The 20985-nt window shown below is 60.3% G+C and carries 18 protein-coding genes and 1 rRNA gene (1 of these 19 cut by a window edge); 16 read left to right on the forward strand and 3 right to left on the reverse strand.

Annotation, left to right across the window (positions count from 1 at the left end; all coding sequences use genetic code 11):
* The 3 genes from C5F70_RS23955 to C5F70_RS23970 all read right to left on the reverse strand — a co-directional run.
* Nucleotides 1–764 (reverse strand): 16S ribosomal RNA (locus C5F70_RS23955) (it extends 773 nt beyond the left edge of the window).
* A gap of 639 nt (nucleotides 765–1403) precedes the next feature.
* On the reverse strand, nucleotides 1404–2624 hold the full coding sequence (locus C5F70_RS23965) for a CaiB/BaiF CoA-transferase family protein (RefSeq protein ID WP_104904170.1): 1221 nt from the start codon (nucleotides 2622–2624) through the stop codon (nucleotides 1404–1406).
* 13 nt (nucleotides 2625–2637) lie between these two features.
* A complete protein-coding gene (locus tag C5F70_RS23970; protein WP_017849059.1) occupies nucleotides 2638–3819 on the reverse strand; it encodes an acyl-CoA dehydrogenase in 1182 nt (393 codons plus the stop codon).
* Nucleotides 3820–3975: 156 nt separating this feature from the next.
* Here C5F70_RS23970 and C5F70_RS23975 point away from each other — a divergent pair, with 156 nt between their 5' ends.
* From C5F70_RS23975 to C5F70_RS24050, 16 genes are all read left to right on the forward strand, one after another.
* The gene (locus C5F70_RS23975) at nucleotides 3976–4875 is read left to right on the forward strand and encodes a LysR family transcriptional regulator (protein ID WP_104904171.1); all 900 of its coding nucleotides are present in this window, start codon (nucleotides 3976–3978) and stop codon (nucleotides 4873–4875) included.
* 453 nt (nucleotides 4876–5328) lie between these two features.
* Nucleotides 5329–6450 (forward strand): Re/Si-specific NAD(P)(+) transhydrogenase subunit alpha, encoded by a 1122-nt coding sequence (locus C5F70_RS23980; RefSeq protein ID WP_046381520.1) that lies wholly within the window; start codon nucleotides 5329–5331, stop codon nucleotides 6448–6450.
* 15 nt (nucleotides 6451–6465) lie between these two features.
* Nucleotides 6466–6786: an NAD(P) transhydrogenase subunit alpha gene (locus C5F70_RS23985; RefSeq protein ID WP_003187417.1), complete on the forward strand. Its 321-nt coding sequence runs from the start codon at nucleotides 6466–6468 to the stop codon at nucleotides 6784–6786.
* Complete coding sequence (locus tag C5F70_RS23990; protein WP_017849056.1) at nucleotides 6786–8222, forward strand: NAD(P)(+) transhydrogenase (Re/Si-specific) subunit beta; 1437 nt, start codon at nucleotides 6786–6788, stop codon at nucleotides 8220–8222. Before C5F70_RS23985 ends, C5F70_RS23990 begins: the two co-directional genes overlap by 1 nt.
* A gap of 179 nt (nucleotides 8223–8401) precedes the next feature.
* Entirely contained in the window at nucleotides 8402–9895 is a 1494-nt protein-coding gene (locus C5F70_RS23995; RefSeq protein WP_017849055.1) for an acetyl-CoA hydrolase/transferase family protein, read from the forward strand.
* 316 nt (nucleotides 9896–10211) lie between these two features.
* Nucleotides 10212–10427, forward strand: coding sequence for a DUF1127 domain-containing protein (locus tag C5F70_RS24000; RefSeq protein WP_017849054.1), 216 nt, complete (start codon nucleotides 10212–10214; stop codon nucleotides 10425–10427).
* A gap of 265 nt (nucleotides 10428–10692) precedes the next feature.
* Entirely contained in the window at nucleotides 10693–10875 is a 183-nt protein-coding gene (locus C5F70_RS24005) for a DUF1127 domain-containing protein (protein ID WP_104904172.1), read from the forward strand.
* 159 nt (nucleotides 10876–11034) lie between these two features.
* Nucleotides 11035–11355: a DUF2388 domain-containing protein gene (locus C5F70_RS24010; protein ID WP_104904173.1), complete on the forward strand. Its 321-nt coding sequence runs from the start codon at nucleotides 11035–11037 to the stop codon at nucleotides 11353–11355.
* 106 nt (nucleotides 11356–11461) lie between these two features.
* Nucleotides 11462–11770, forward strand: a complete 309-nt coding sequence (locus C5F70_RS24015) for a DUF2388 domain-containing protein (protein ID WP_026140292.1) — start codon at nucleotides 11462–11464, stop codon at nucleotides 11768–11770.
* A gap of 26 nt (nucleotides 11771–11796) precedes the next feature.
* Nucleotides 11797–12117: a DUF2388 domain-containing protein gene (locus C5F70_RS24020; RefSeq protein WP_017849050.1), complete on the forward strand. Its 321-nt coding sequence runs from the start codon at nucleotides 11797–11799 to the stop codon at nucleotides 12115–12117.
* On the forward strand, nucleotides 12114–14075 hold the full coding sequence (locus C5F70_RS24025) for a DUF4105 domain-containing protein (RefSeq protein WP_026140291.1): 1962 nt from the start codon (nucleotides 12114–12116) through the stop codon (nucleotides 14073–14075). Before C5F70_RS24020 ends, C5F70_RS24025 begins: the two co-directional genes overlap by 4 nt.
* A 311-nt stretch (nucleotides 14076–14386) precedes the next feature.
* The gene (locus C5F70_RS24030) at nucleotides 14387–15694 is read left to right on the forward strand and encodes a CitMHS family transporter (protein ID WP_017849048.1); all 1308 of its coding nucleotides are present in this window, start codon (nucleotides 14387–14389) and stop codon (nucleotides 15692–15694) included.
* Between the two features lie 64 nt (nucleotides 15695–15758).
* On the forward strand, nucleotides 15759–16526 hold the full coding sequence (locus tag C5F70_RS24035) for a TerC family protein (protein ID WP_017849047.1): 768 nt from the start codon (nucleotides 15759–15761) through the stop codon (nucleotides 16524–16526).
* A 211-nt stretch (nucleotides 16527–16737) separates the two neighbouring features.
* Nucleotides 16738–18396 (forward strand): Na/Pi cotransporter family protein, encoded by a 1659-nt coding sequence (locus C5F70_RS24040; RefSeq protein WP_104904174.1) that lies wholly within the window; start codon nucleotides 16738–16740, stop codon nucleotides 18394–18396.
* A 57-nt stretch (nucleotides 18397–18453) separates the two neighbouring features.
* The gene (locus C5F70_RS24045; RefSeq protein ID WP_046484541.1) at nucleotides 18454–19836 is read left to right on the forward strand and encodes a pitrilysin family protein; all 1383 of its coding nucleotides are present in this window, start codon (nucleotides 18454–18456) and stop codon (nucleotides 19834–19836) included.
* 70 nt (nucleotides 19837–19906) lie between these two features.
* A complete protein-coding gene (locus tag C5F70_RS24050; protein ID WP_046381526.1) occupies nucleotides 19907–20938 on the forward strand; it encodes a DUF5924 family protein in 1032 nt (343 codons plus the stop codon).
* The last annotated feature ends 47 nt before the right edge of the window (nucleotides 20939–20985 follow it).

Consider the following 20985-nt stretch of genomic DNA (forward strand, 5'->3'; position numbering starts at 1 on the left):
GCTTTCGCACCTCAGTGTCAGTATCAGTCCAGGTGGTCGCCTTCGCCACTGGTGTTCCTTCCTATATCTACGCATTTCACCGCTACACAGGAAATTCCACCACCCTCTACCATACTCTAGTCAGTCAGTTTTGAATGCAGTTCCCAGGTTGAGCCCGGGGATTTCACATCCAACTTAACTAACCACCTACGCGCGCTTTACGCCCAGTAATTCCGATTAACGCTTGCACCCTCTGTATTACCGCGGCTGCTGGCACAGAGTTAGCCGGTGCTTATTCTGTCGGTAACGTCAAAACAATCACGTATTAGGTAACTGCCCTTCCTCCCAACTTAAAGTGCTTTACAATCCGAAGACCTTCTTCACACACGCGGCATGGCTGGATCAGGCTTTCGCCCATTGTCCAATATTCCCCACTGCTGCCTCCCGTAGGAGTCTGGACCGTGTCTCAGTTCCAGTGTGACTGATCATCCTCTCAGACCAGTTACGGATCGTCGCCTTGGTGAGCCATTACCTCACCAACTAGCTAATCCGACCTAGGCTCATCTGATAGCGCAAGGCCCGAAGGTCCCCTGCTTTCTCCCGTAGGACGTATGCGGTATTAGCGTCCGTTTCCGAACGTTATCCCCCACTACCAGGCAGATTCCTAGGCATTACTCACCCGTCCGCCGCTCTCAAGAGAAGCAAGCTTCTCTCTACCGCTCGACTTGCATGTGTTAGGCCTGCCGCCAGCGTTCAATCTGAGCCATGATCAAACTCTTCAGTTCAAACATCTTTGGGTTTTTAAGAAACCCTAAACTTGGCTCAGCAATCGTTGGTTACATCTTTGATTTCTCGCGGAGTAACTTGCGATGCTGATAATCTTGTTGACTATCAGTCTGACTCCACAAGCACCCACACGAATTGCTTGATTCAGTTGTTAAAGAGCGGTTGGTTAAGATCTTTCGTCTCAACCGAGGCGCGCATTCTACAGCAGCCTCATTTGCTGTCAAGTGATTATTTTCAGAAGTTTTCAAAGTTTCCTTTGTAACTTCAACCACTTGCGCTTCCGATCTCTCGTTAGCGGGAGGCGAATTCTACAGCGTTACACGCTGCTGTCAACACCTCTTTTTCTCCGCTTTCGACCGAGAAGATCGAAACGTTAATAGAGCCAAACAACCCTGCTCTACCAACTCCTTCCAGGCCTCGATGAACTGAAGCAGGTCGCTGTCGAATCTTGCGTAACTCTTTGTTTACCAAGGAGTTTTCCGTTTCGACTGCGCCGGAAGTGGGGCGAATTATAGACGTCCAGGATTTGCCGTCAACCTTTAATTTCGCTTATCTATCCAATAGTTAGGATTGGCTAAAAAACAACCAACTTTCTTCTATATAGAGCCCTTAATGACGCTCTATATAGAAGAGAGGACTCAGATAACCCCAGCTTCTTTTAAAGCAGCCACATTCGCCGGCATCAACCCCAGCACTTCCTGCAACACCCTGACCGTATGCTCACCCAATAAAGGAGGCGCGCTGCGGTATTCCACAGGCGTCTTGGATAGCCGTATGGGACTGGCAACCTGAGGCACCATCCCCGCCAGTGCATGAGGCAACTCAATCGCCAGCCCGCGCGCCTTGACCTGGGCATCCGCGAATACCTGCGCCAGATCATTGATCGGCCCGCACGGCACGCCGACTCGCTCCAGTTGCGACACCCATTCAGCCGTCGTCTTGAACACCGTCGCCTGGCGAATCAAGGGAATCAGTTCCGCGCGATTGGCCACCCGCACCTTGTTGGTCGCGAAACGCGGATCATCCGCCCACTGCGGTTGACCTGCCACCTGCGCAAACTTACGGAACTGCCCGTCATTCCCCACCGTCAAGATGAAGTCGCCATCGGCCGTGGGAAAATCCTGATAAGGCACGATATTCGGATGTGCATTGCCCAAGCGCTTTGGCGGCACGCCTGTCGTCAGGTAGTTCATCGCCTGGTTGGCCAGACAAGCCACCTGCACGTCCAGCAGCGCCATATCAATATGTTGCCCGCCGCCGTCACGCTCGCGATGAGCCAGCGCCGCCAGGATCGCCACCGTCGAATAGAGCCCCGTAAGGATGTCAGTCAACGCCACCCCCACTTTCACCGGGCCCGCCCCCTCATCACCCTCCGGCCGCCCCGTCAGGCTCATGAGTCCGCCCAGCCCCTGGATCATGAAGTCGTAGCCCGCACGCGCCGCATAAGGCCCCGTCTGGCCAAACCCCGTGATCGAGCAATAGATCAACGCCGGGTTGACCGCCTTCAGCGAGGCATAGTCCAACCCATACGCCGCCAGGCCGCCCACCTTGAAGTTCTCGATCAGGATGTCGGACTTGGCCGCCAGGTCACGCACCAGCTTCTGCCCCTCCGGCTGCGTGAAGTCGATGGTCACCGACTCTTTGTTGCGGTTGGCCGACAAGTAATACGCCGCTTCACTGGTGTTCTCGCCATACGCGTCCTTGAGGAAGGGAGGCCCCCAGGCACGCGTGTCGTCACCATTGCCCGGCCGCTCGACCTTGATCACTTCGGCCCCAAGGTCCGCGAGGATCTGCCCGGCCCAAGGGCCCGCCAGTACTCGCGACAAATCCAGTACCCGCAGATGCGAAAGCGCGCCCATGCCCGTGCTCCTATTAATAGAACGCCTGAAGACCGGTTTGCGCGCGCCCCAGAATCAAGGCGTGTACATCGTGGGTACCTTCATAGGTGTTCACCACTTCCAGGTTGACCAGGTGACGCGCCACCCCGAACTCGTCGGAGATACCGTTACCGCCCAGCATATCCCGCGCCATGCGTGCGATATCCAGCGACTTGCCGCAGGAATTGCGCTTCATGATCGAAGTAATTTCCACCGCCGCAGTGCCTTCATCCTTCATCCGCCCCAGGCGCAGGCAGCCTTGCAAGGCCAGAGTGATCTCGGTCTGCATGTCCGCGAGCTTCTTCTGGATAAGCTGGGTCGCCGCCAATGGCCGACCGAACTGATGACGATCAAGGGTGTACTGGCGAGCAGTGTGCCAGCAGAACTCGGCAGCACCCAGCGCGCCCCAGGAGATCCCGTAACGAGCGGAGTTAAGGCAGGTGAAGGGGCCTTTCAAACCACGCACATCCGGGAAGATGTTCTCGTCGGGCACGAACACGTTGTCCATGACGATCTCGCCGGTAATGGAAGCCCGCAGGCCGACCTTGCCGTGAATCGCCGGAGCGCTCAGACCTTTCCAGCCTTTCTCCAGGACAAAACCGCGGATATCGCCGGCATCGTCCTTGGCCCACACCACGAACACATCGGCGATCGGGCTGTTGGTGATCCACATCTTGGCGCCGGTCAGGCTGTAGCCGCCATCCACCTTGCGTGCCCGGGTAATCATCGCGCCCGGGTCGGAACCGTGGTTAGGCTCGGTCAGACCGAAGCAACCGATCCATTCACCCGACGCCAGCTTCGGCAGGTATTTCTGTTTTTGCGCTTCGGTGCCGAACTCATTGATCGGCACCATGACCAGCGACGACTGCACACTCATCATCGAGCGATAGCCGGAGTCGACTCGCTCGACCTCACGCGCAATCAACCCGTAGCTGACGTAATTCAGGCCACTGCCGCCGTACTGCTCGGGAATCATCGCGCCCAACAGGCCGGTTTCGCCCATCTCACGGAAGATCGCAGGGTCGGTCTTTTCATGGCGGAAGGCTTCGAGCACCCTTGGCGCCAACTTGTCCTGGGCGAATTGCTCAGCACTGTCGCGCACCATGCGCTCTTCTTCGGTGAGCTGTTGATCCAGCAGCAGTGGATCGATCCAGTTGAAGCTTGCCTTGCCAGCCATGAATAAGTCCTCGCAAAGAAATCAGAAGTCGTGGATGCAGACTAGGCTCGGCAAGCGCAGAGGGCAAACGAGGTTTTTGCATAGGCTTGTGCTAATTTCTCACTCCGTAACGGCCGAGAAGGGCGCAAACGCGCCTTATAAGTGAGAACAAGGTACATGCGCAGAAAAATCCCCAGCACCACCGCCCTTGTCAGCTTTGAAGCTGCAGCCCGCCACGAGAGCTTTACCAAGGCGGCGCAGGAGCTTTCCATCACTCAGGGCGCCATTTGCCGACAGATCGCCAGCCTCGAGGAGTTTTTAAGTGTCGAGCTGTTTCGACGCTCGCGGCGTGGGGTCAAGCTGACGGAAGCAGGCCTGTCGTATAGCCGTCGGGTCGCCACGCAATTGGACGCGGTGGAACGCGACACCTTGTCCGTCATGGGACAGCAGGGCGCGAACGTCATCGAGCTGGCGGTGGTGCCGACCTTTGGCACCCAATGGCTGATCCCTCGTCTCAAGGACTTTCAGCGCCAGCACCCGGAAGTCACGGTCAACCTCACCAACCGCACGCGCCCCTTCCTGTTTGCCGACACCGAATTCGACGCCGCGATCTATTTCGGCGATGCCGACTGGTCCGGTACCGAATCCCACCGGCTGATGGGAGAAAACCCGGTCCCGGTGTGCAGCCCGCGCTTACTCGGCAGCCGCACACACTTCAGCCCCCAGGAAATCGCAGAACTGCCGCTGCTGCAGCAGACCACGCGGCCCTATGCCTGGCGCCAGTGGTTCAACGCGCAACAACTGAACATACCTCGCGACATGACAGGCCCCCGCTACGAGCTATTCTCGATGTTGTCCCAGGCCGCCATGCATGACATGGGCATTGCGCTGATTCCACCGTTCCTCATCCAGCGCGAACTGAACGAGCACCAACTGGTGATCGCGAGCCCTGAAGCACTGAGCAGTTCGAAGGCGTATTACTTGATGATTCCTGACAGGAAAGTCGAATCGGCATCCCTGCACGCCTTCAGGGACTGGCTGATCGACCAGTCCCAGCGCTACAGCCCTGTAATCTAAAGACGAAGTGCCATTTATTGACCATGTAGTCAGCTAAAATAATATCCTACAGATATATATATATGTCGCATTTAAGCAAACTGTACCTGTTCGGCGAGAATGAGGCTACAAGCCATGATTCTCATGGCTTGTAGCGACTATTACCGACCAATGCCCGGCTATTCACAACGGCGATTGCAAAACTACCGAAAAACCAAAACAAACCATTAACCACTTGTATTTAAAGGTTTTTTCTCAAAGCGTTGCGACAATCAGTCACAGGGTGACTTGTAGTTAATTTTTCGTCACCCGTCATAATCCCTTGTAAGGTCGTAAAGTTCGCCTGCAAAATGCCGCGCCCCGCTGTCATTTCAGCGGGATCGTGCTGATCGGCCGCCCCAGATGCGCCACTCACGGTGCGCTGGCCTTTTTACAATAAGATCAAAAGCAAAAAGATCATGCAGGAGATTTCACGTGCACATTGGTGTTCCTCTCGAAACCCAGACCGGTGAAACGCGGGTGGCTGCCACCCCGGAAACCATCAAGAAGCTGATCGGCCAGGGCCATAAGGTCACTGTACAAAGCGGGGCGGGCATTAAAGCCAGCATCGTCGACAGTGCCTATGAAACGGCAGGTGCAACCATTGGCAGCGCCAGCGATGCATTTGGCGCGGAGCTGATCCTCAAAGTGGTAGCCCCCAGCGACAGCGAACTGACGCTGATCAAAAGCGGCACCGTGCTGGTGGGCATGCTCAATCCGTTCAGCAACGAAACCATCGCCAAGCTGGCCGAGCAGGGCATCACGGCCTTCGCGCTCGAAGCCGCGCCGCGTACTTCGCGGGCCCAGAGCCTGGACGTGCTGTCGTCCCAGGCCAACATCGCCGGTTACAAGGCCGTGTTGCTCGCCGCCCATCATTACCCACGCTTCATGCCGATGCTGATGACTGCCGCCGGTACGGTAAAAGCCGCGCGCGTGTTGATCCTCGGCGCTGGCGTCGCGGGGCTGCAGGCCATCGCCACGGCGAAACGCCTGGGTGCAGTGATCGAAGCGTCTGACGTGCGCCCGGCCGTGAAGGAGCAGATCGAATCCCTCGGCGCCAAGTTCGTCGACGTGCCTTATGAGACCGACGAAGAGCGTGAATGCGCCGTCGGCGTCGGCGGTTACGCACGGCCGATGCCGACCAGCTGGATGCAACGCCAGGCCCTGGCGGTCCACGAACGCGCCAAGCAGGCCGACATCGTCATCACCACCGCCCTGATCCCGGGCCGCAAGGCTCCGACCCTGCTCAGCGCCGACACGGTTGCCCAGATGAAGCCGGGCTCAGTGGTGATCGACCTTGCCGCAGCCCAGGGCGGCAACTGCCCGCTGACCGTCGCCGACCAGGTGGTGGTGGAAAACGGCGTGATCATTTGCGGCCCGACCAACCTGGCGGGTGCCGTCGCCGCCGACGCATCGGCCCTGTATGCGCGCAACCTGCTGGACTTCCTGAAGCTGGTCTTCAACAAGGAAGGGCAGTTTGAAATCAATCTCGAAGACGACATCGTCGCCGCGTGCCTGATGTGCCGCGACGGCCAAGTCATCCGCAAAAACGCCTAAGCAGGGATTCAGACGATGGAAGAGCTTATCTCCCCCGGTATCTACAACCTGATCATCTTCGTGCTGGCGATTTATGTCGGTTACCACGTGGTCTGGAACGTTACCCCCGCACTGCACACGCCGTTGATGGCGGTGACCAACGCAATCTCGGCGATCGTGATCGTCGGCGCCATGCTGGCCGCTGCGCTGACCGTGACTCCGCTGGGCAAGACCATGGGCACGCTGGCTGTGGCCCTGGCGGCCGTCAACGTGTTCGGCGGCTTCCTGGTGACTCGCAGGATGCTTGAGATGTTCAAGAAGAAAGCCCCGAAAGTAAAAGAAGAGGCGCCGAAGTAATGAGCATGAATCTTGTCACGACGCTCTATCTGATCGCGTCGATCTGTTTCATCCAGGCCCTCAAAGGCCTGTCGCATCCGACCACTTCGCGGCGCGGCAACCTGTTCGGCATGCTCGGCATGGCGCTGGCGGTGCTCACCACCGTGGGCCTCATCTATAAGCTGGGCGCTGAGCTTGCCACTGCCGGCATCGGCTACGTGATCGTGGGCCTGCTGATCGGCGGCACCGCCGGCTCGATCATGGCCAAGCGCGTGGAAATGACCAAGATGCCGGAACTGGTCGCCTTCATGCACAGCATGATCGGCCTGGCCGCGGTGTTTATCGCCATTGCCGCCGTGGTCGAACCGCAATCCCTGGGCATCGTCAAACACCTGGGCGATGCGATCCCGGCCGGTAACCGCCTGGAACTGTTCCTCGGTGCCGCCATCGGCGCCATCACCTTCTCCGGTTCGGTGATCGCCTTCGGCAAGCTGTCGGGCAAGTACAAGTTCCGCCTGTTCCAAGGCGCACCGGTACAGTTCGGCGGCCAGCACAAACTGAACCTGGTGCTCGGCCTGACTACATTGGGGCTCGGCCTGACCTTCATGTTCACCGGCAACCTCTCTGCCTTCGCGCTGATGCTGGCCCTGGCGTTCGTGCTGGGCGTGCTGATCATCATCCCAATCGGCGGCGCCGACATGCCGGTAGTGGTGTCGATGCTCAACAGCTACTCCGGCTGGGCTGCGGCAGGGATCGGCTTCTCGCTGAACAACTCGATGCTGATCATCGCCGGCTCGCTGGTGGGCTCCAGCGGTGCGATCCTGTCCTACATCATGTGCAAGGCGATGAACCGCTCCTTCTTCAACGTGCTGCTCGGCGGTTTCGGCAATGCGCCGGATGCCGGTGCGGCGGCCGGCTCGAAAGAAGCGCGCCCGGTGAAGTCCGGCTCGGCCGATGACGCCACGTTCCTGCTGACCAACGCCGATACCGTGATCATCGTGCCGGGCTATGGCCTGGCAGTGGCACGGGCACAGCATGCGCTGAAGGAACTGACCGAGAAGCTGACCCACCGTGGCGTGACCGTGAAGTACGCGATCCACCCGGTGGCCGGCCGCATGCCCGGACACATGAACGTATTGCTGGCCGAGGCCGAAGTGCCTTACGACCAGGTGTTCGAGATGGAAGACATCAACTCCGAATTCGGCCAGGCTGACGTAGTACTGGTGCTCGGCGCGAACGACGTGGTCAACCCGGCCGCCAAGAACGATCCGAACTCGCCGATTGCCGGCATGCCGATCCTCGAAGCGTTCAAGGCCAAGACCATCATCGTCAACAAGCGCTCGATGGCCAGCGGCTATGCCGGCCTGGACAACGAGCTGTTCTACCTGGACAAAACCATGATGGTCTTCGGCGACGCCAAGAAGGTTATCGAAGACATGGTCAAGGCTGTCGAGTAACACTGCGCCAGCGCAATACCCGAAACCCTGGCCTGCAGTAGGCTAGGGTTTTTTATTGCAGCATGAAAACCGACCAAAGGCCCTAAATCACTGCCCGGCATTCGACCATGGTAGCGGGCCGAAAACTTTTGAAATCACTAAACTGCGCACCTTGCCTCCGTATCTCGAGATAACAATCCATGTACCGTGATCGTATCCGCTTGCCTTCGCTGTTGAACAAGGTCATGAGCGCGGCTGATGCCGCCGCACTGATCGAGGACGGCATGACCGTCGGGATGAGCGGCTTTACCCGTGCGGGTGAAGCCAAAGCCGTCCCTCAAGCTCTGGCCGAACGTGCCAAGACGTCGCCGCTGAAAATCACCCTGATGACCGGCGCCAGCCTGGGCAACGATCTCGACAAGCAACTGACCGAAGCCGGCGTGCTGTCGCGACGCATGCCGTTCCAGGTCGACAGCACCCTGCGCAAGGCGATCAATGCCGGCGAGGTGATGTTCATCGACCAGCATTTGTCGGAAACCGTCGAACAACTGCGCAACAACCAGCTCAAGCTGCCTGACATTGCCGTGATCGAAGCCGTTGCGATCACCGAACAAGGCCATATCGTGCCAACCACTTCCGTGGGCAACTCGGCCAGTTTCGCGATTTTCGCCAAGCAAGTGATCGTCGAGATCAACATGGCGCACAACCCGAACCTGGAAGGCCTGCACGACATCTACATCCCGACCTATCGGCCGACGCGCACGCCGATCCCGCTGGTAAAAGTCGACGACCGCATTGGCAGCACCGCGATCCCGATTCCGCCGGAGAAGATCGTCGCCATCGTGATCACCAACAAGGCTGACTCGCCTTCCACAGTGACGCCGCCGGACGCCGACACCCAAGGCATCGCCAGCCACCTGATCAACTTCCTCAAGCAGGAAGTGGACGCCGGCCGCATGACCAACAAGCTCGGCCCGCTGCAGGCCGGGATCGGCAACATCGCCAACGCCGTGATGTGTGGCTTGATCGATTCGCCGTTCGAAGACCTGACCATGTATTCGGAAGTGCTGCAGGACTCGACGTTCGACCTGATTGACGCCGGCAAGCTGAGCTTCGCCTCCGGCAGTTCGATCACCTTGTCGGAGCGGCGCAACAGCAACGTGTTCGGCAACCTGGAGCACTACAAGGACAAACTGGTGCTGCGCCCGCAAGAAATTTCCAACCACCCTGAAGTGGTTCGTCGCCTGGGCATCATCGCGATCAACACCGCGCTGGAGTTCGACATCTACGGCAACGTCAACTCCACGCACGTGTGCGGGACGCGGATGATGAACGGGATCGGCGGCTCGGGCGACTTCGCGCGTAACGCGCACCTGGCAATCTTCGTGACCAAGTCGATTGCCAAGGCCGGGGCGATTTCCAGCGTGGTGCCGATGGTCAGCCACGTCGACCACACCGAGCATGACGTCGACATCCTGGTGACCGAAGTGGGCCTCGCCGACTTGCGTGGCCTGGCGCCACGGGAGCGCGCACGGGTGATCATCGACAACTGCGTGCATCCGGACTATCGCGATGCGTTGAACAAATACTTCAACGCCGCTTGCGCGATTGGTGGCCACACCCCACACGTCCTGCGCGAAGCCCTGAGCTGGCACATTAACCTGGAAGAAACCGGGCACATGCTCAAGGATTGATCGATACACAACCGAGCTGATGCACACAGTTTCATCAGCTCGGTTGCATCACCCCCCTTTCTGGAAAAAACTGTACTGCTGTACCGGTCTTTTCCTACCGAAATATCCCACACATCTCTTCTAAAATGCCATTTTTGCACTGTTTCAGTGCGGACAGGTACAGTTGCCCCATTTCCGTACAGTACAGCCGCTATAAACAGTTAACTGGCCCCTCACAATACAGGTGAACTGTATCTAGAGAGTCTTGCGCGGGAGGAGGATCATTGGCATCAGTTAAACCACTACCTAATCCCGCCACAAGCGGAAGGATGTCATCATGGAACGTACACTCAGTTCCGATCTGTTCTTCGAAGAAAAAGCTGTAAGCACCCAGGCTTCCCTGCCTCTGCGCGTTATCGCCAACCTGATGCTGTGGCAGCGCCGCATCTCCAGCCGCCATCAACTGGCTCGTCTGGATTCGCGTCTGCTGGCTGACGCCGGTATCAGCGAAGCACAACGCTACGAAGAGCTGAGCAAGCCGTTCTGGCGCTAATGAGCGCCCGCTGGCCCTGACCCACCGGGTCCACAGCCAGCAACCTGATTCGTTAAACAAAGCCCGCCCCGGGTCACCGGAGGCGGGCTTTGTTGTGTCTGGGCCCGGGTGTTTTCGGCCCCGAACAGATAGCTTGCAAACCAACCAGTACAGTTCGATTATTATAACAATCTAGCAGTACAATTGAACGCCGGTGTATCTGTATCGGTCGAAACGATCCGCTCAACATGGTCTTCCAAAAAAAAGACCCTGTAAGGCGCTCCCCATGCACCCACCAACCCCGCGCACCACGTTGTTACGCCGCACCGTCGCCACGCTCGCCAGGTGGCGGCAACAGGCCCGAGAACGACACCAACTGGCCCAGCTCGACCCGCGAGAGCTGTCCGACGCGGGTATCAGCCCCGGCGAGCGCCATGTCGAGCTGTCCAAGCCGTTCTGGCGTGACTAGACAGTCAAGGCGCTTTTCGAATGGACAGGCCGCGGCTTAATATCCGGTCACCACGTGGCGAACCGTGTAGAACGGGCGTCTGATGCTCAATGGCATCCACATCCGTTTCACAGTGGCCGCTGCGCGCGACCTTATTTGTTCATCTACAGGAGTAACCCCATGTCCCGTCTTCGCCTGCTGAGTGCCGCCGCCCTGTTGGCCCTCGCCGCCAACGCCCATGCGTCCAGCCTCATCGTGACGACCGACTCGATCGTCGGCGCATTGAAAGCCACCTCCGATGCCAGCTCCGATGCCACCTCCTCCCTGCGTGACAACAAGGTCGTGCGCGCCGCCCGTGACGACGCCGCCAGCTTCGTCGCCAGCCAAGGCGCCATTCGTGGGGTCAAACTGGAAAGCGCCCTGGCGCAGATCCGCCAGCAAGCGCCGCAACTGGGCGCTGCGACAGACGCACAACTGGCCCAGGCCATTCTGGCCATCTGAAAACCCGTCGGAACAAGGGCGCGCCAGCCGCTCCCGGATGCCTCGACGCTGGCTCTCGCCCGGGCATTGCGCTAGCCTTGGCGCTCGCTTTCAGTTGTCGAGTCCCATGGCTTTTTCATACCGCCTATTGCTGGTTCCCGTGATGTTTGCTGCTGGCTGGTCGCCATTGGCTTCGGCCTTTGATCTGTCCACCCAGAGCACTGTGGTGAGCGCTTATGCCACCAGCAAAGTGACCTCCGCGCCGTTTGACCGAAAGTGGGTGCTGGCCGCCCAGGATGACGCTGCCGCATTCATTGCCACTGACGGCCGATGGCGGGGGGCTCGGCTGGAATCAGCGCTGGATCGTCTGCGCCGCAGCCAACCAAAACTTAACGCCAGCGACCTTGAACTGGCGCAAGCAATTCTCGTCCAATAATCATCTTTGTATTTCGGAGTCATTCCATGCGTAGCCCGCTGATCGCCGCCGCTCTCGGCCTGCTGTTGTTGACCGATGTCGCCCACGCGCAGACCTTGAAGGCCACCAGTAACATCATCGTCCGCGCCTCCGCGCGCACCATTGATTTTACCTCGGACACCACCACCTCCATCCGCGACTCCAAAATCGTGCGCGAAGCCCACGATGACGCCGCCAGCTTCGTCGCCAGCAACGGCGAGATCCGTGGCGCACAACTCGAAGCCGCCTTCGACACCCTGCGCACCCGCGTGCCGGAAGCCCGTGATGCCAGCGACCAGACCCTCGCCGAAGCCATTCTCGCGCTGTGAGGCGTCTCATCGCCTGGCTCCTGGCCGGGGCTGTGCTGTTGTGTGCCGGCGCAGCCCAGGCAAGCCTGCAACTGCGGCTCATTACCGAAGGTTTGAGCCCAGCCGAACAGCAGGCCAGCCAGGCGTTGCTCGATGAAGCGCTGCGCTCACTGCCGCCGCGCTTCATCGAACAGTTGGACCGGCGCATCGATGTCGGCTGGACCGACAAGATGCCCGCCAACGCTTACGGCCAGGCCTCCCTGGTGTCCGAGCTGGACCTCAACCGCAACCTGCTCGCCAGCCTGACCGACGGCAGCGCCGCCACCCGCAAGACCAACCGCCCCCACGGCACCGTGCGCCGGGAAATGCTCGCCACCGTGCTGCATGAACTGACCCACATCTACGACCGTGCGCGCCTGTGGCCCAGCGACGAGCGCGCGTTGATCCGCCGCTGCAGCCGCCAGAACAGCATCACCGGCCTGGTCGGCCTGCCCGATCAATGCCGTGGCCAGAACGACCGCCGCTTCACCCTCAGTGACGACCCGCGCCTGCTCGACCTCGCCGGCTGGCCGCAATACGTCGGCCGCCGCGGTGAGCGCGAGCAGCACAACCGCCAGGTCGCGCGCAGCCCGGACCTCTACGAAACCAGCAGCCCACTAGAGTTCGTCGCGGTCAACATGGAATATTTCCTCCTCGACCCGAGCTACGCCTGCCGCCGCCCCGCGCTGTTCCGCTATTACAAGGAACACTTTGGCTGGGCGCCGCCCGCGCAAGACACCTGCGCCAAGACCTACGCCTTCCTCAACGCCGGCAACGATTTCGCCAAGACGCCCCTGGGCCATGTCGACCCGGAACGGGTCTACGAAATCGATTACCTACTCGCCGAAGCCAACCAGAACCTCGTCAGTCGCTGGGGCCACAGCATGTTGCGCCTGGTGATCTGCGCGCCGGGGCGCCCTCGCGGCCCGGACTGTCGGCTGGATCTGGATCAGCATCTGGTGTTGTCCTACCGCGCCTTTGTCGGTGACGTACAACTGTCGAGCTGGGATGGCCTGGTGGGCAAGTACCCGTCACGGCTGTTCGTGTTGCCGCTGGCCCAGGTCATCGACGAGTACACCAAGACCGAATTGCGCGGCCTCGCCTCGGTGCCGCTGAAGCTGACGCGCCGGGAGATCGAGGACACCGTCGAACACGCGGCCGAAATGCACTGGAGCTACGACGGCAACTACTTCTTCCTGTCCAACAACTGCGCGGTCGAAGGCCTGAAACTGTTACGCAGCGGCAGCGCCAACCCGAAACTGACCGGTCTGGACAACATCACGCCCAACGGGCTGCTGGAGGTCCTGCAGGCGCGCGGCCTGGCCGATACCAGCGTGTTGAACGACAAGCGCGAGGCGCTGCGCCTGGGCTATCACTTCGACTCGTTCCGCGAGCGCTACCAAGCGATGTTCGATGTGCTGCGCAAGCGCCTGCCGATCCAGCAGACCCAGGTCGAAGACTGGCTGTCCCTGAGCGCGCAAGAGCGCCGCCACTGGTTCGAGCAGGCCGACCTGCGCACCAGCGCCGCATTACTGCTGCTGGAACAGGCAAGCTTTCGCAAACAATTGATGCTGGCCCAGGACGAAGTCAAACAACGCTACCTCGGCGCCCGCGAGCTGAAGAACGGCGGCATGGAGAAAGCCAACGCCACCTTGCAACAAATCCTCGCCAACAGCGGCTTCCTCAGCCGCCCGGCAGAACTGCTGGGCAGCGGTGGCTACGGCTTGCCGCAACCTTCGGAGTCCAAGCGGCTGGAATCGGAAAGTGCCGAGCGCCAGAAACAGCTGCAATCCCTGACCGGCGAACTGGATAAAGAGGTGAGGGCGCTGCTGGACCCGTCCCGCGCCGCCGAGATTGCCGCGTGCGAAGCCAACCTCAAGCAGATTGGCGAACATCTGCGCAAACTGCACAAAGCAGCGGGCGGCCTCGAACTGCCCTGAAAATTTGCGCATACACCAGCTGAATGTGGGAGCAAGCCCCCTCCCACATGTTGATCTGCGCAGGCCTGGAGACCGTGTGTCATTTCCACCTCACCTGTTTGATCAACGAAAGCTGGCTGAAAGCTTACGCGTCTAGGATCGCCCCCACTGCCGGCAACAGACCGGCTGTTAACAACAACAATGGTGATTCCCGATGTCCGCCCGTTCCCGCCTGTTCGCCCCCACTCCACCCGTAAGCCTCGTGCCTCTCGTTCTGCGCTGACCCCACCCGGTTCGCCATTCCTTAGCCGCGCTACGCCTGGAGTATTCCTATGCTGACTTTCCTTGGCTTTGCCATGGTCATCACGTTCATGTTCCTGATCATGACCAAGCGCCTGTCCGCGCTGATCGCCCTGATCATCGTGCCGATTCTGTTCGCGCTGTTCGGCGGTTTTGCGCCGAAGATCGGCCCGATGATGCTCGAAGGCATCACCAAGCTCGCGCCGACCGGCGTGATGCTGATGTTCGCCATCCTCTACTTTGCCCTGATGATCGACTCCGGCCTGTTCGACCCGGCCGTGCGCAAGATCCTCAAGATGGTCAAGGGCGACCCGCTGAAAGTCTCGGTCGGCACCGCCGTGCTGGCCTTGGTGGTGTCCCTCGACGGTGACGGCGCCACCACCTACATGATCTGCGTGGCCGCGATGCTGCCGCTGTACCAGCGCATCGGCATGAGCCCACGGATCATGGCCGGCCTGATCATCCTCGCCGGTGGCGTGATGAACATGACGCCCTGGGGCGGCCCGACCGCTCGCGCCGCGAGTGCGCTGCACGTGGACCCGTCAGACATCTTCGTCCCGATGATCCCGGCCATGGCCGCCGGCGTGGTCGCGATCCTGGTGATCGCTTACATGTACGGCAAGCGCGAACGTGCGCGCCTGGGTGAACTGCACCTGCAGGGCGACGAGATCGACCACAGCGAAATCAGCGTGTCGCAATACCCGGATGCCCGCCGTCCAAAGCTGATCTGGTTCAACGGCGTGCTGACCCTGGCGCTGATGTGTACGTTGATCGCCGGCCTGTTGCCACTGCCGGTGCTGTTCATGGTGGCGTTCAGTATCGCAATGATCGTCAACTACCCGTGCCTGCAACAGCAGAAAGACCGCGTCGCCGCCCATGCCGGCAGCGTACTGGCCGTGGTGGGGTTGATCTTCGCTGCAGGGATTTTCACCGGCATCCTGTCGGGCACCGGCATGGTCGACGCCATGTCCAAGAGCCTGCTGGCGGTCATTCCAGAAGCCCTGGGCCCTTACCTGGCGGTGATCACCGCGCTGGTGAGCATGCCGTTCACCTTCTTCATGTCCAACGATGCGTTCTACTATGGCGTACTGCCGGTGCTGGCCGAAGCCGCCAGTCACTATGGCATCACCGCCGTGGAAATGGCCCGTGCCTCCATCGTCGGCCAACCCGTACACTTGCTCAGCCCGTTGGTGCCATCGACTTACCTGCTGGTGGCCCTGGCCGGTATCGAATTCGGCGATCACCAGCGCTTCACCCTGAAGTGGGCAGTGCTGGTGTGCCTGTGCATAATGTTCGCGGCGTTGCTGATGGGGATTTTTCCGCTGTTCAGCACTCTATAATCGTACCGACTCACCGCGCGGCGCTGCAGCTGGCGCGGTTTAACACTCGCTTAAAGGAATACACATGGAATGGCTGACCAATCCGGAAATCTGGATTGCCTTCTTCACCCTGACGGCCCTCGAGATCGTTCTGGGCATCGATAACATCATCATGATTTCGATCCTGGTCAGCCGCATGCCCAAGCATATGCAGGCGCGTACCCGGATCTTCGGCCTGGCCCTGGCCATGGTCACGCGAATCCTGTTGCTGCTGTCCATCACTTGGGTCATGCGCCTGACCGACGACCTGTTCGTGGTCTTCGGCCAGGGCATTTCCGGGCGCGACCTGATCCTGTTCTTCGGTGGTTTGTTCCTGCTGTGGAAAAGCTCCCAGGAGATGTACCACGCCCTGGAAGGTGAAGACGAAACCCACGAAGAGCCCAAAGGCGCCGGTGGCAAGTTCATCTACACCATCATCCAGATCGCGATCATCGACATCGTGTTCTCCCTGGACTCGGTGATCACTGCCGTCGGCATGGTGTCCCATGTGCCGGTGATGATCGCGGCGATCGTGGTCGCGGTGCTGGTGATGATGGCAGCGGCCGGCACCATCAGTGACTTCATCGACAAGCACCCGTCGCTGAAGATGCTGGCGCTGTCGTTCCTGGTAGTGGTGGGTACCGTGCTGATCGCCGAATCCTTCGACGTGCATGTGCCTAAAGGCTACGTCTACTTCGCCATGGCGTTCTCGCTGGCGGTGGAAGCGGTGAACATCAAGATGCGTACCGCCATCGCGAAAAAGAAGAAACAGCAGGACCCTGTGAAACTGCGCAAGGACATTCCGGGTCAATAATCTTGATCGGCTGCTGAAATGGGGCGTTCGCGCCCCATTTTTTCATCTGTACAAAACTGACTTCATGACAGTTTTGTTTCAAACCCGACTTTAGCTATGCGATGCTGGCGCACAGCCCTTTCGCCAACTACAGCTTAAGTACAAGACGTAGAACGGCACGCGGCAATTCTCATTGGCTCCTGTTGGAGCCCACCCACACGGGGGGCCGAGCATGCTGACCTTGCTCAATCTGCTTTCCGCCGTGACCCTGCTGATCTGGGGCACGCATATCGTCCGTACCGGCATCCTGCGGGTCTACGGTTCCAACCTGCGCCACGTCATCGGGCAAAACATGTCCAAGCGCTGGCTGGCGTTCGTCGCCGGTATCCTGGTGACGGCCATGGTGCAGAGCAGCAACGCCACCGCCATGCTGGTCACATCGTTTGTCGGCCAGGGCCTGATGGGGCTGATGCCTGCCCTGGCGACCATGCTCGGCGCCGACGTCGGGACGGCGCTGATGGCCCGGGTGCTCACCCTGGACCTGTCCTGGCTGTCGCCGCTGCTGATCTTTCTCGGGGTGATCTTCTTCCTCTCGCGCAAGCAGACACGGGCCGGGCAATTGGGTCGGGTCGGGATCGGCCTCGGGCTGATCATCCTCGCCCTGCAATTGATCGTCGAAGCCGCCGGGCCGATTACCCACGCGCAGGGCGTGAAGGTGCTGTTCGCCTCACTGACCGGCGACATCCTGCTCGATGCGCTGGTCGGCGCGTTGTTCGCGATGATTTCCTACTCCAGCCTCGCCGCCGTACTGCTGACCGCCACCCTGGCCGGCGCCGGACTGATCGGCTTGCACGTGGCCATCGGCCTGGTGATCGGCGCCAACATCGGCAGCGGCGTGCTCGCCTTCCTCAGCACCAACATGCAGAACGCCGCCGGACGCCAGGTGGCCCTGGGCAGCCTGTTGTACAAATTGATCGGCCTGTTGCTGATCATCCCGGTGCTCGACCCGCTCGTGTTGTGGATGGACGGCCTGGATTACAGCGCCCAAGGCATGGTCATCAGCTTCCACCTGCTCTACAACGTCAGTCGCTGCCTGATCCTGCTACCGAGCATCGGCCCGATGGCCCGGGTCTGCGCGTGGTTGCTGCCCGAACGGGAAGAGGCCAACGGCAAGGCCACGCCGCGCCACCTGGACCTCGCCGCCCTGACCACGCCAAGCCTGGCGCTGGCCAACGCGGTGCGGGAAACCCTGCGCCTGGGCGACCTGATCGACAACATGCTCACCGCGATGCTCGAAGTGCTGCGCGGCAAACAGACGGCCATCACCCAGGAAATGCGCAGCCTCAGCGACGACGTCGAGGCGCTCTACAGCGCGATCAAACTCTACCTGGCGCAAATGCCCCGCGAAGACCTCAGCGAACAGGACAACCGCCGCTGGGCCGAGATCATCGAGCTGTCGATCAACCTGAAACTGGCCGGCGACCTGATCGAACGCATGCTGCGCAAAGTCCAGCAGCAGAAAACGTCCCAACGTCGCCAGTTCTCCGAAGTGGGCCTGGAAGAACTCACCGGCCTGCACAGCCAACTGATTGCCAACCTGCGCCTGGGCCTGTCGGTATTCCTCAGTGCCGACCCGGAAAGCGCACGCCAATTGCTGCGCGAGAAACGCCGCTTCCGCGCCCAGGAGCGGCGCCTGGCCCATGCCCACGTCAGCCGCCTGCAACGCAAGATCGTACAGAGCCTGGAGACCAGTTCCCTGCATTTGGAACTGATTGCCGACATGAAACGCTTGAACTCATTGTTTTGCAGCAGTGCTTATGTAGTCTTGGAAACGTCCGACACCGGCGCGCTGTCCGCCGAAGATATTGCCGACATCACACATTCGCCCTGAACGTAAGACGGCCGCTGAAGTCAGTTAACACTGACCTCACTCGCCAGGAAGCCAGTTATGCGTCGCCTGTTACTCGCCTGCCTGCTCATGGGCTCTGCACATGCCTTTGCCTTTGACCGCCTGCACGTCGAGGGTTACACCTTGCCCAACGGCCTGCAGCTGCTGCTCAAACCGGGCACCGAACGCGGGCATGTGGCGATTCGCCTGGTGGTCGGCGTGGGCCTGGATGACTTCCGCTGCGAAGACAAGGAACTGCCGCACCTGCTCGAACACTTGTTGTTCAGCGGTATCGACGGCGGCGGCGAAGGCGACCTCGAAGAACGCATGCAAGCCCTGGGCGGCGAGTGGAACGCCTACACCAGCAACGCCGACACCACCTTCGTGATCGAGGCGCCCGCGCAAAACCAGCGTAAGGTCCTGGACCTGCTGCGGGCGATCCTCACCCGCACCGAACTGACCGACGCCCATATCAATGCCGCCAAGCAGGTGGTCGAGCGCGAAGACGGCGGCCATTACTCGCACCTGCAACGCCTGCTGGACCGCCAGGACCTGGGCCACACCGCCAGCAACCAATTGGCGGTCGAACTGGGCCTCAAGTGTGCCGAACGCGCCGAGGCCGGCCAGTTGACCCGCGACCAGTTGGAGCAACTGCGCAAAAACTGGTACGCCCCCAACAACATGACGCTGATCATCGTCGGCGACCTCGACAAACTGCTGCCGGCCTATCTGGAACGCACTTATGGCCAACTTGTCCCGGTCGAGCCCACCGAGCATCTGGCCCTGCCGGAAATCCAGCACGCCGCCGCCAACCGCCGCGACCTGATCCATGGCTGGGTCGGCAACGGCGCCAAACTGCACTGGTTGTTCCCCGAGCCGGTACTCGACGACCAGCATGACGAAACCTACAACCTGCTCAAGGACTACCTCGACTGGGCGCTGTATCGCCAACTGCGCCTCAAGCACGGTTTGTCCTACGGCCCGTGGAGCGAACGCGAAGTGCTCGGCGGCGTCGGTTTCCTCAGCCTGAATGCCGACCTCGAACGGGAAAACCTCGCCGAAGCCGAACAGGTGTTGCAAGACCTCACGGCCCAACTGCTCAAGGACGGCCTCGACCCGGCGGCATTCGCCCGCCTGCAAAACGCCGCCATCGCGCGCCAGGCCTGGGCCGTGCAGGGCAACAGCGCGCTGGCCGACTATTACTGGAGCGCCTCGGGCGACTACGACAACGGCCACTTCAGCGACCCGGTCAAACGCATCAAGGCCGTGAGCCTGGCGCAGACCAACCAGGCCATGCGCCAACTCTTCAAGCAGCCGGGCTACTGGCGCATCGAGAAACCGCTGCTGAGCTACGACATGCTGAACTGGATCGGCGCCGGTGTGCTCGGGCTGATCGCGATTGGAGTGATCGGCGTGCGCAGTTATCGCAAACGGATCGCGTAATGAGGCACCGCACCCAGGGCTAAGACGTTATTCTGTCTGGGATTTTTCCTACAAAGACTGTGACCGCCGAATGCCGAACCTGAACCACTACATCCAGCGCATCCTCGAACTGATGAAGCGCTACCCAGGGGTGATTGCACTCGGCGGTTTCATCTCGGGGGTGAGCAGCTTCATCCTGGTGGACCGCCAGCAGGGCATGGCCAGCTGGATCGCGGTGATCATGCTGGTGAGCTGGCTGTGGCTGATGCTGGAAAACAGCTTTACCCAGCTGTTCACCAAACTCTTCAAGCGCGAGATCCCCGAACCGCTGCTGCGCTACGCCACCCAGATGATCCACCAGGAAAGTCTGTTTTTCGTGCTGCCGTTCTTTTTCATCACCACCACCTGGAACAGCGGCCAATCGATCTTCACCGGGCTGCTCGGCGCGGCGGCGCTGGTGTCGATCACCGACCCGCTGTACTACAAGTGGCTGGCGCCCAAACGCTCGCTGTTCCTCGCCTTGCACACCTTGACCCTGTTCGCCGCGCTGCTCACCGCGCTGCCGATCATCCTGCACCTGACCACCGCCGAGAGTTACAAGCTGGCCCTCGGCGTGGCCATGGTCCTGTCGATCCCGAGCCTGGCCGTAAGCCTGCCGCTGCGCAGCGTCAAAGGCTGGGCGATGTTGCTCGGGGTCACGGCCGCGATTGGCTGCGCCGGATGGTTCCTACGCAGTTGGGTTCCACCGGCCACCTTGTGGATGACCGAAGTGGCGATCAGCACCCAGTTGCAAGACCGCACACCCGGCGACGATCTCAAAGAGGTCAGCGCCGACCAACTGCGCAGCGGCGGGCTGTATGCCTATACCGCGATCAATGCCCCGCGCGGGCTGGATGAGCGGATCTACCATGTGTGGAAATTCAACGGCCAGGAAGTCGACCGCATCGCCCTGGATATCCACGGCGGGCGCAAGGAAGGCTACCGCGCCTGGACCCACAAGCAGAACTTCCCGGCCGACTCCGTGGGGCGCTGGCAAGTCCGGGTGCTGACCGAGGACGGGCAGGTGATCGGTGTGCTGCGCTTCAAAGTGACTGACACAGCACAAACGGACAACCCAAAGTAAGCTGTATCGTGTTATTACGTAGGCATTGTGGATAGCCAGACAAGCTC

This window comes from Pseudomonas sp. LH1G9 (genome assembly GCF_002949975.1).
Classification (GTDB): domain Bacteria; phylum Pseudomonadota; class Gammaproteobacteria; order Pseudomonadales; family Pseudomonadaceae; genus Aquipseudomonas; species Aquipseudomonas veronii.

Bases quoted from the DNA above. Each gene is read 5' to 3' on its own strand.
- C5F70_RS24010 (WP_104904173.1), top strand. From the start codon at position 11,035: ATGTCCCGTCTTCGCCTGCTGAGTGCCGCCGCCCTGTTGGCCCTCGCC.
- C5F70_RS24045 (WP_046484541.1), top strand. From the start codon at position 18,454: ATGCGTCGCCTGTTACTCGCCTGCCTGCTCATGGGCTCTGCACATGCC.
- C5F70_RS23995 (WP_017849055.1), top strand. From the start codon at position 8,402: ATGTACCGTGATCGTATCCGCTTGCCTTCGCTGTTGAACAAGGTCATG.
- C5F70_RS24050 (WP_046381526.1), top strand. From the start codon at position 19,907: ATGCCGAACCTGAACCACTACATCCAGCGCATCCTCGAACTGATGAAG.
- C5F70_RS23970 (WP_017849059.1), bottom strand. From the start codon at position 3,819: ATGGCTGGCAAGGCAAGCTTCAACTGGATCGATCCACTGCTGCTGGAT.
- C5F70_RS24005 (WP_104904172.1), top strand. From the start codon at position 10,693: ATGCACCCACCAACCCCGCGCACCACGTTGTTACGCCGCACCGTCGCC.
- C5F70_RS23975 (WP_104904171.1), top strand. From the start codon at position 3,976: ATGCGCAGAAAAATCCCCAGCACCACCGCCCTTGTCAGCTTTGAAGCT.
- C5F70_RS24030 (WP_017849048.1), top strand. From the start codon at position 14,387: ATGCTGACTTTCCTTGGCTTTGCCATGGTCATCACGTTCATGTTCCTG.
- C5F70_RS24020 (WP_017849050.1), top strand. From the start codon at position 11,797: ATGCGTAGCCCGCTGATCGCCGCCGCTCTCGGCCTGCTGTTGTTGACC.
- C5F70_RS23985 (WP_003187417.1), top strand. From the start codon at position 6,466: ATGGAAGAGCTTATCTCCCCCGGTATCTACAACCTGATCATCTTCGTG.
- C5F70_RS24000 (WP_017849054.1), top strand. From the start codon at position 10,212: ATGGAACGTACACTCAGTTCCGATCTGTTCTTCGAAGAAAAAGCTGTA.
- C5F70_RS24015 (WP_026140292.1), top strand. From the start codon at position 11,462: ATGGCTTTTTCATACCGCCTATTGCTGGTTCCCGTGATGTTTGCTGCT.
- C5F70_RS23965 (WP_104904170.1), bottom strand. From the start codon at position 2,624: ATGGGCGCGCTTTCGCATCTGCGGGTACTGGATTTGTCGCGAGTACTG.
- C5F70_RS23990 (WP_017849056.1), top strand. From the start codon at position 6,786: ATGAGCATGAATCTTGTCACGACGCTCTATCTGATCGCGTCGATCTGT.
- C5F70_RS24035 (WP_017849047.1), top strand. From the start codon at position 15,759: ATGGAATGGCTGACCAATCCGGAAATCTGGATTGCCTTCTTCACCCTG.
- C5F70_RS24040 (WP_104904174.1), top strand. From the start codon at position 16,738: ATGCTGACCTTGCTCAATCTGCTTTCCGCCGTGACCCTGCTGATCTGG.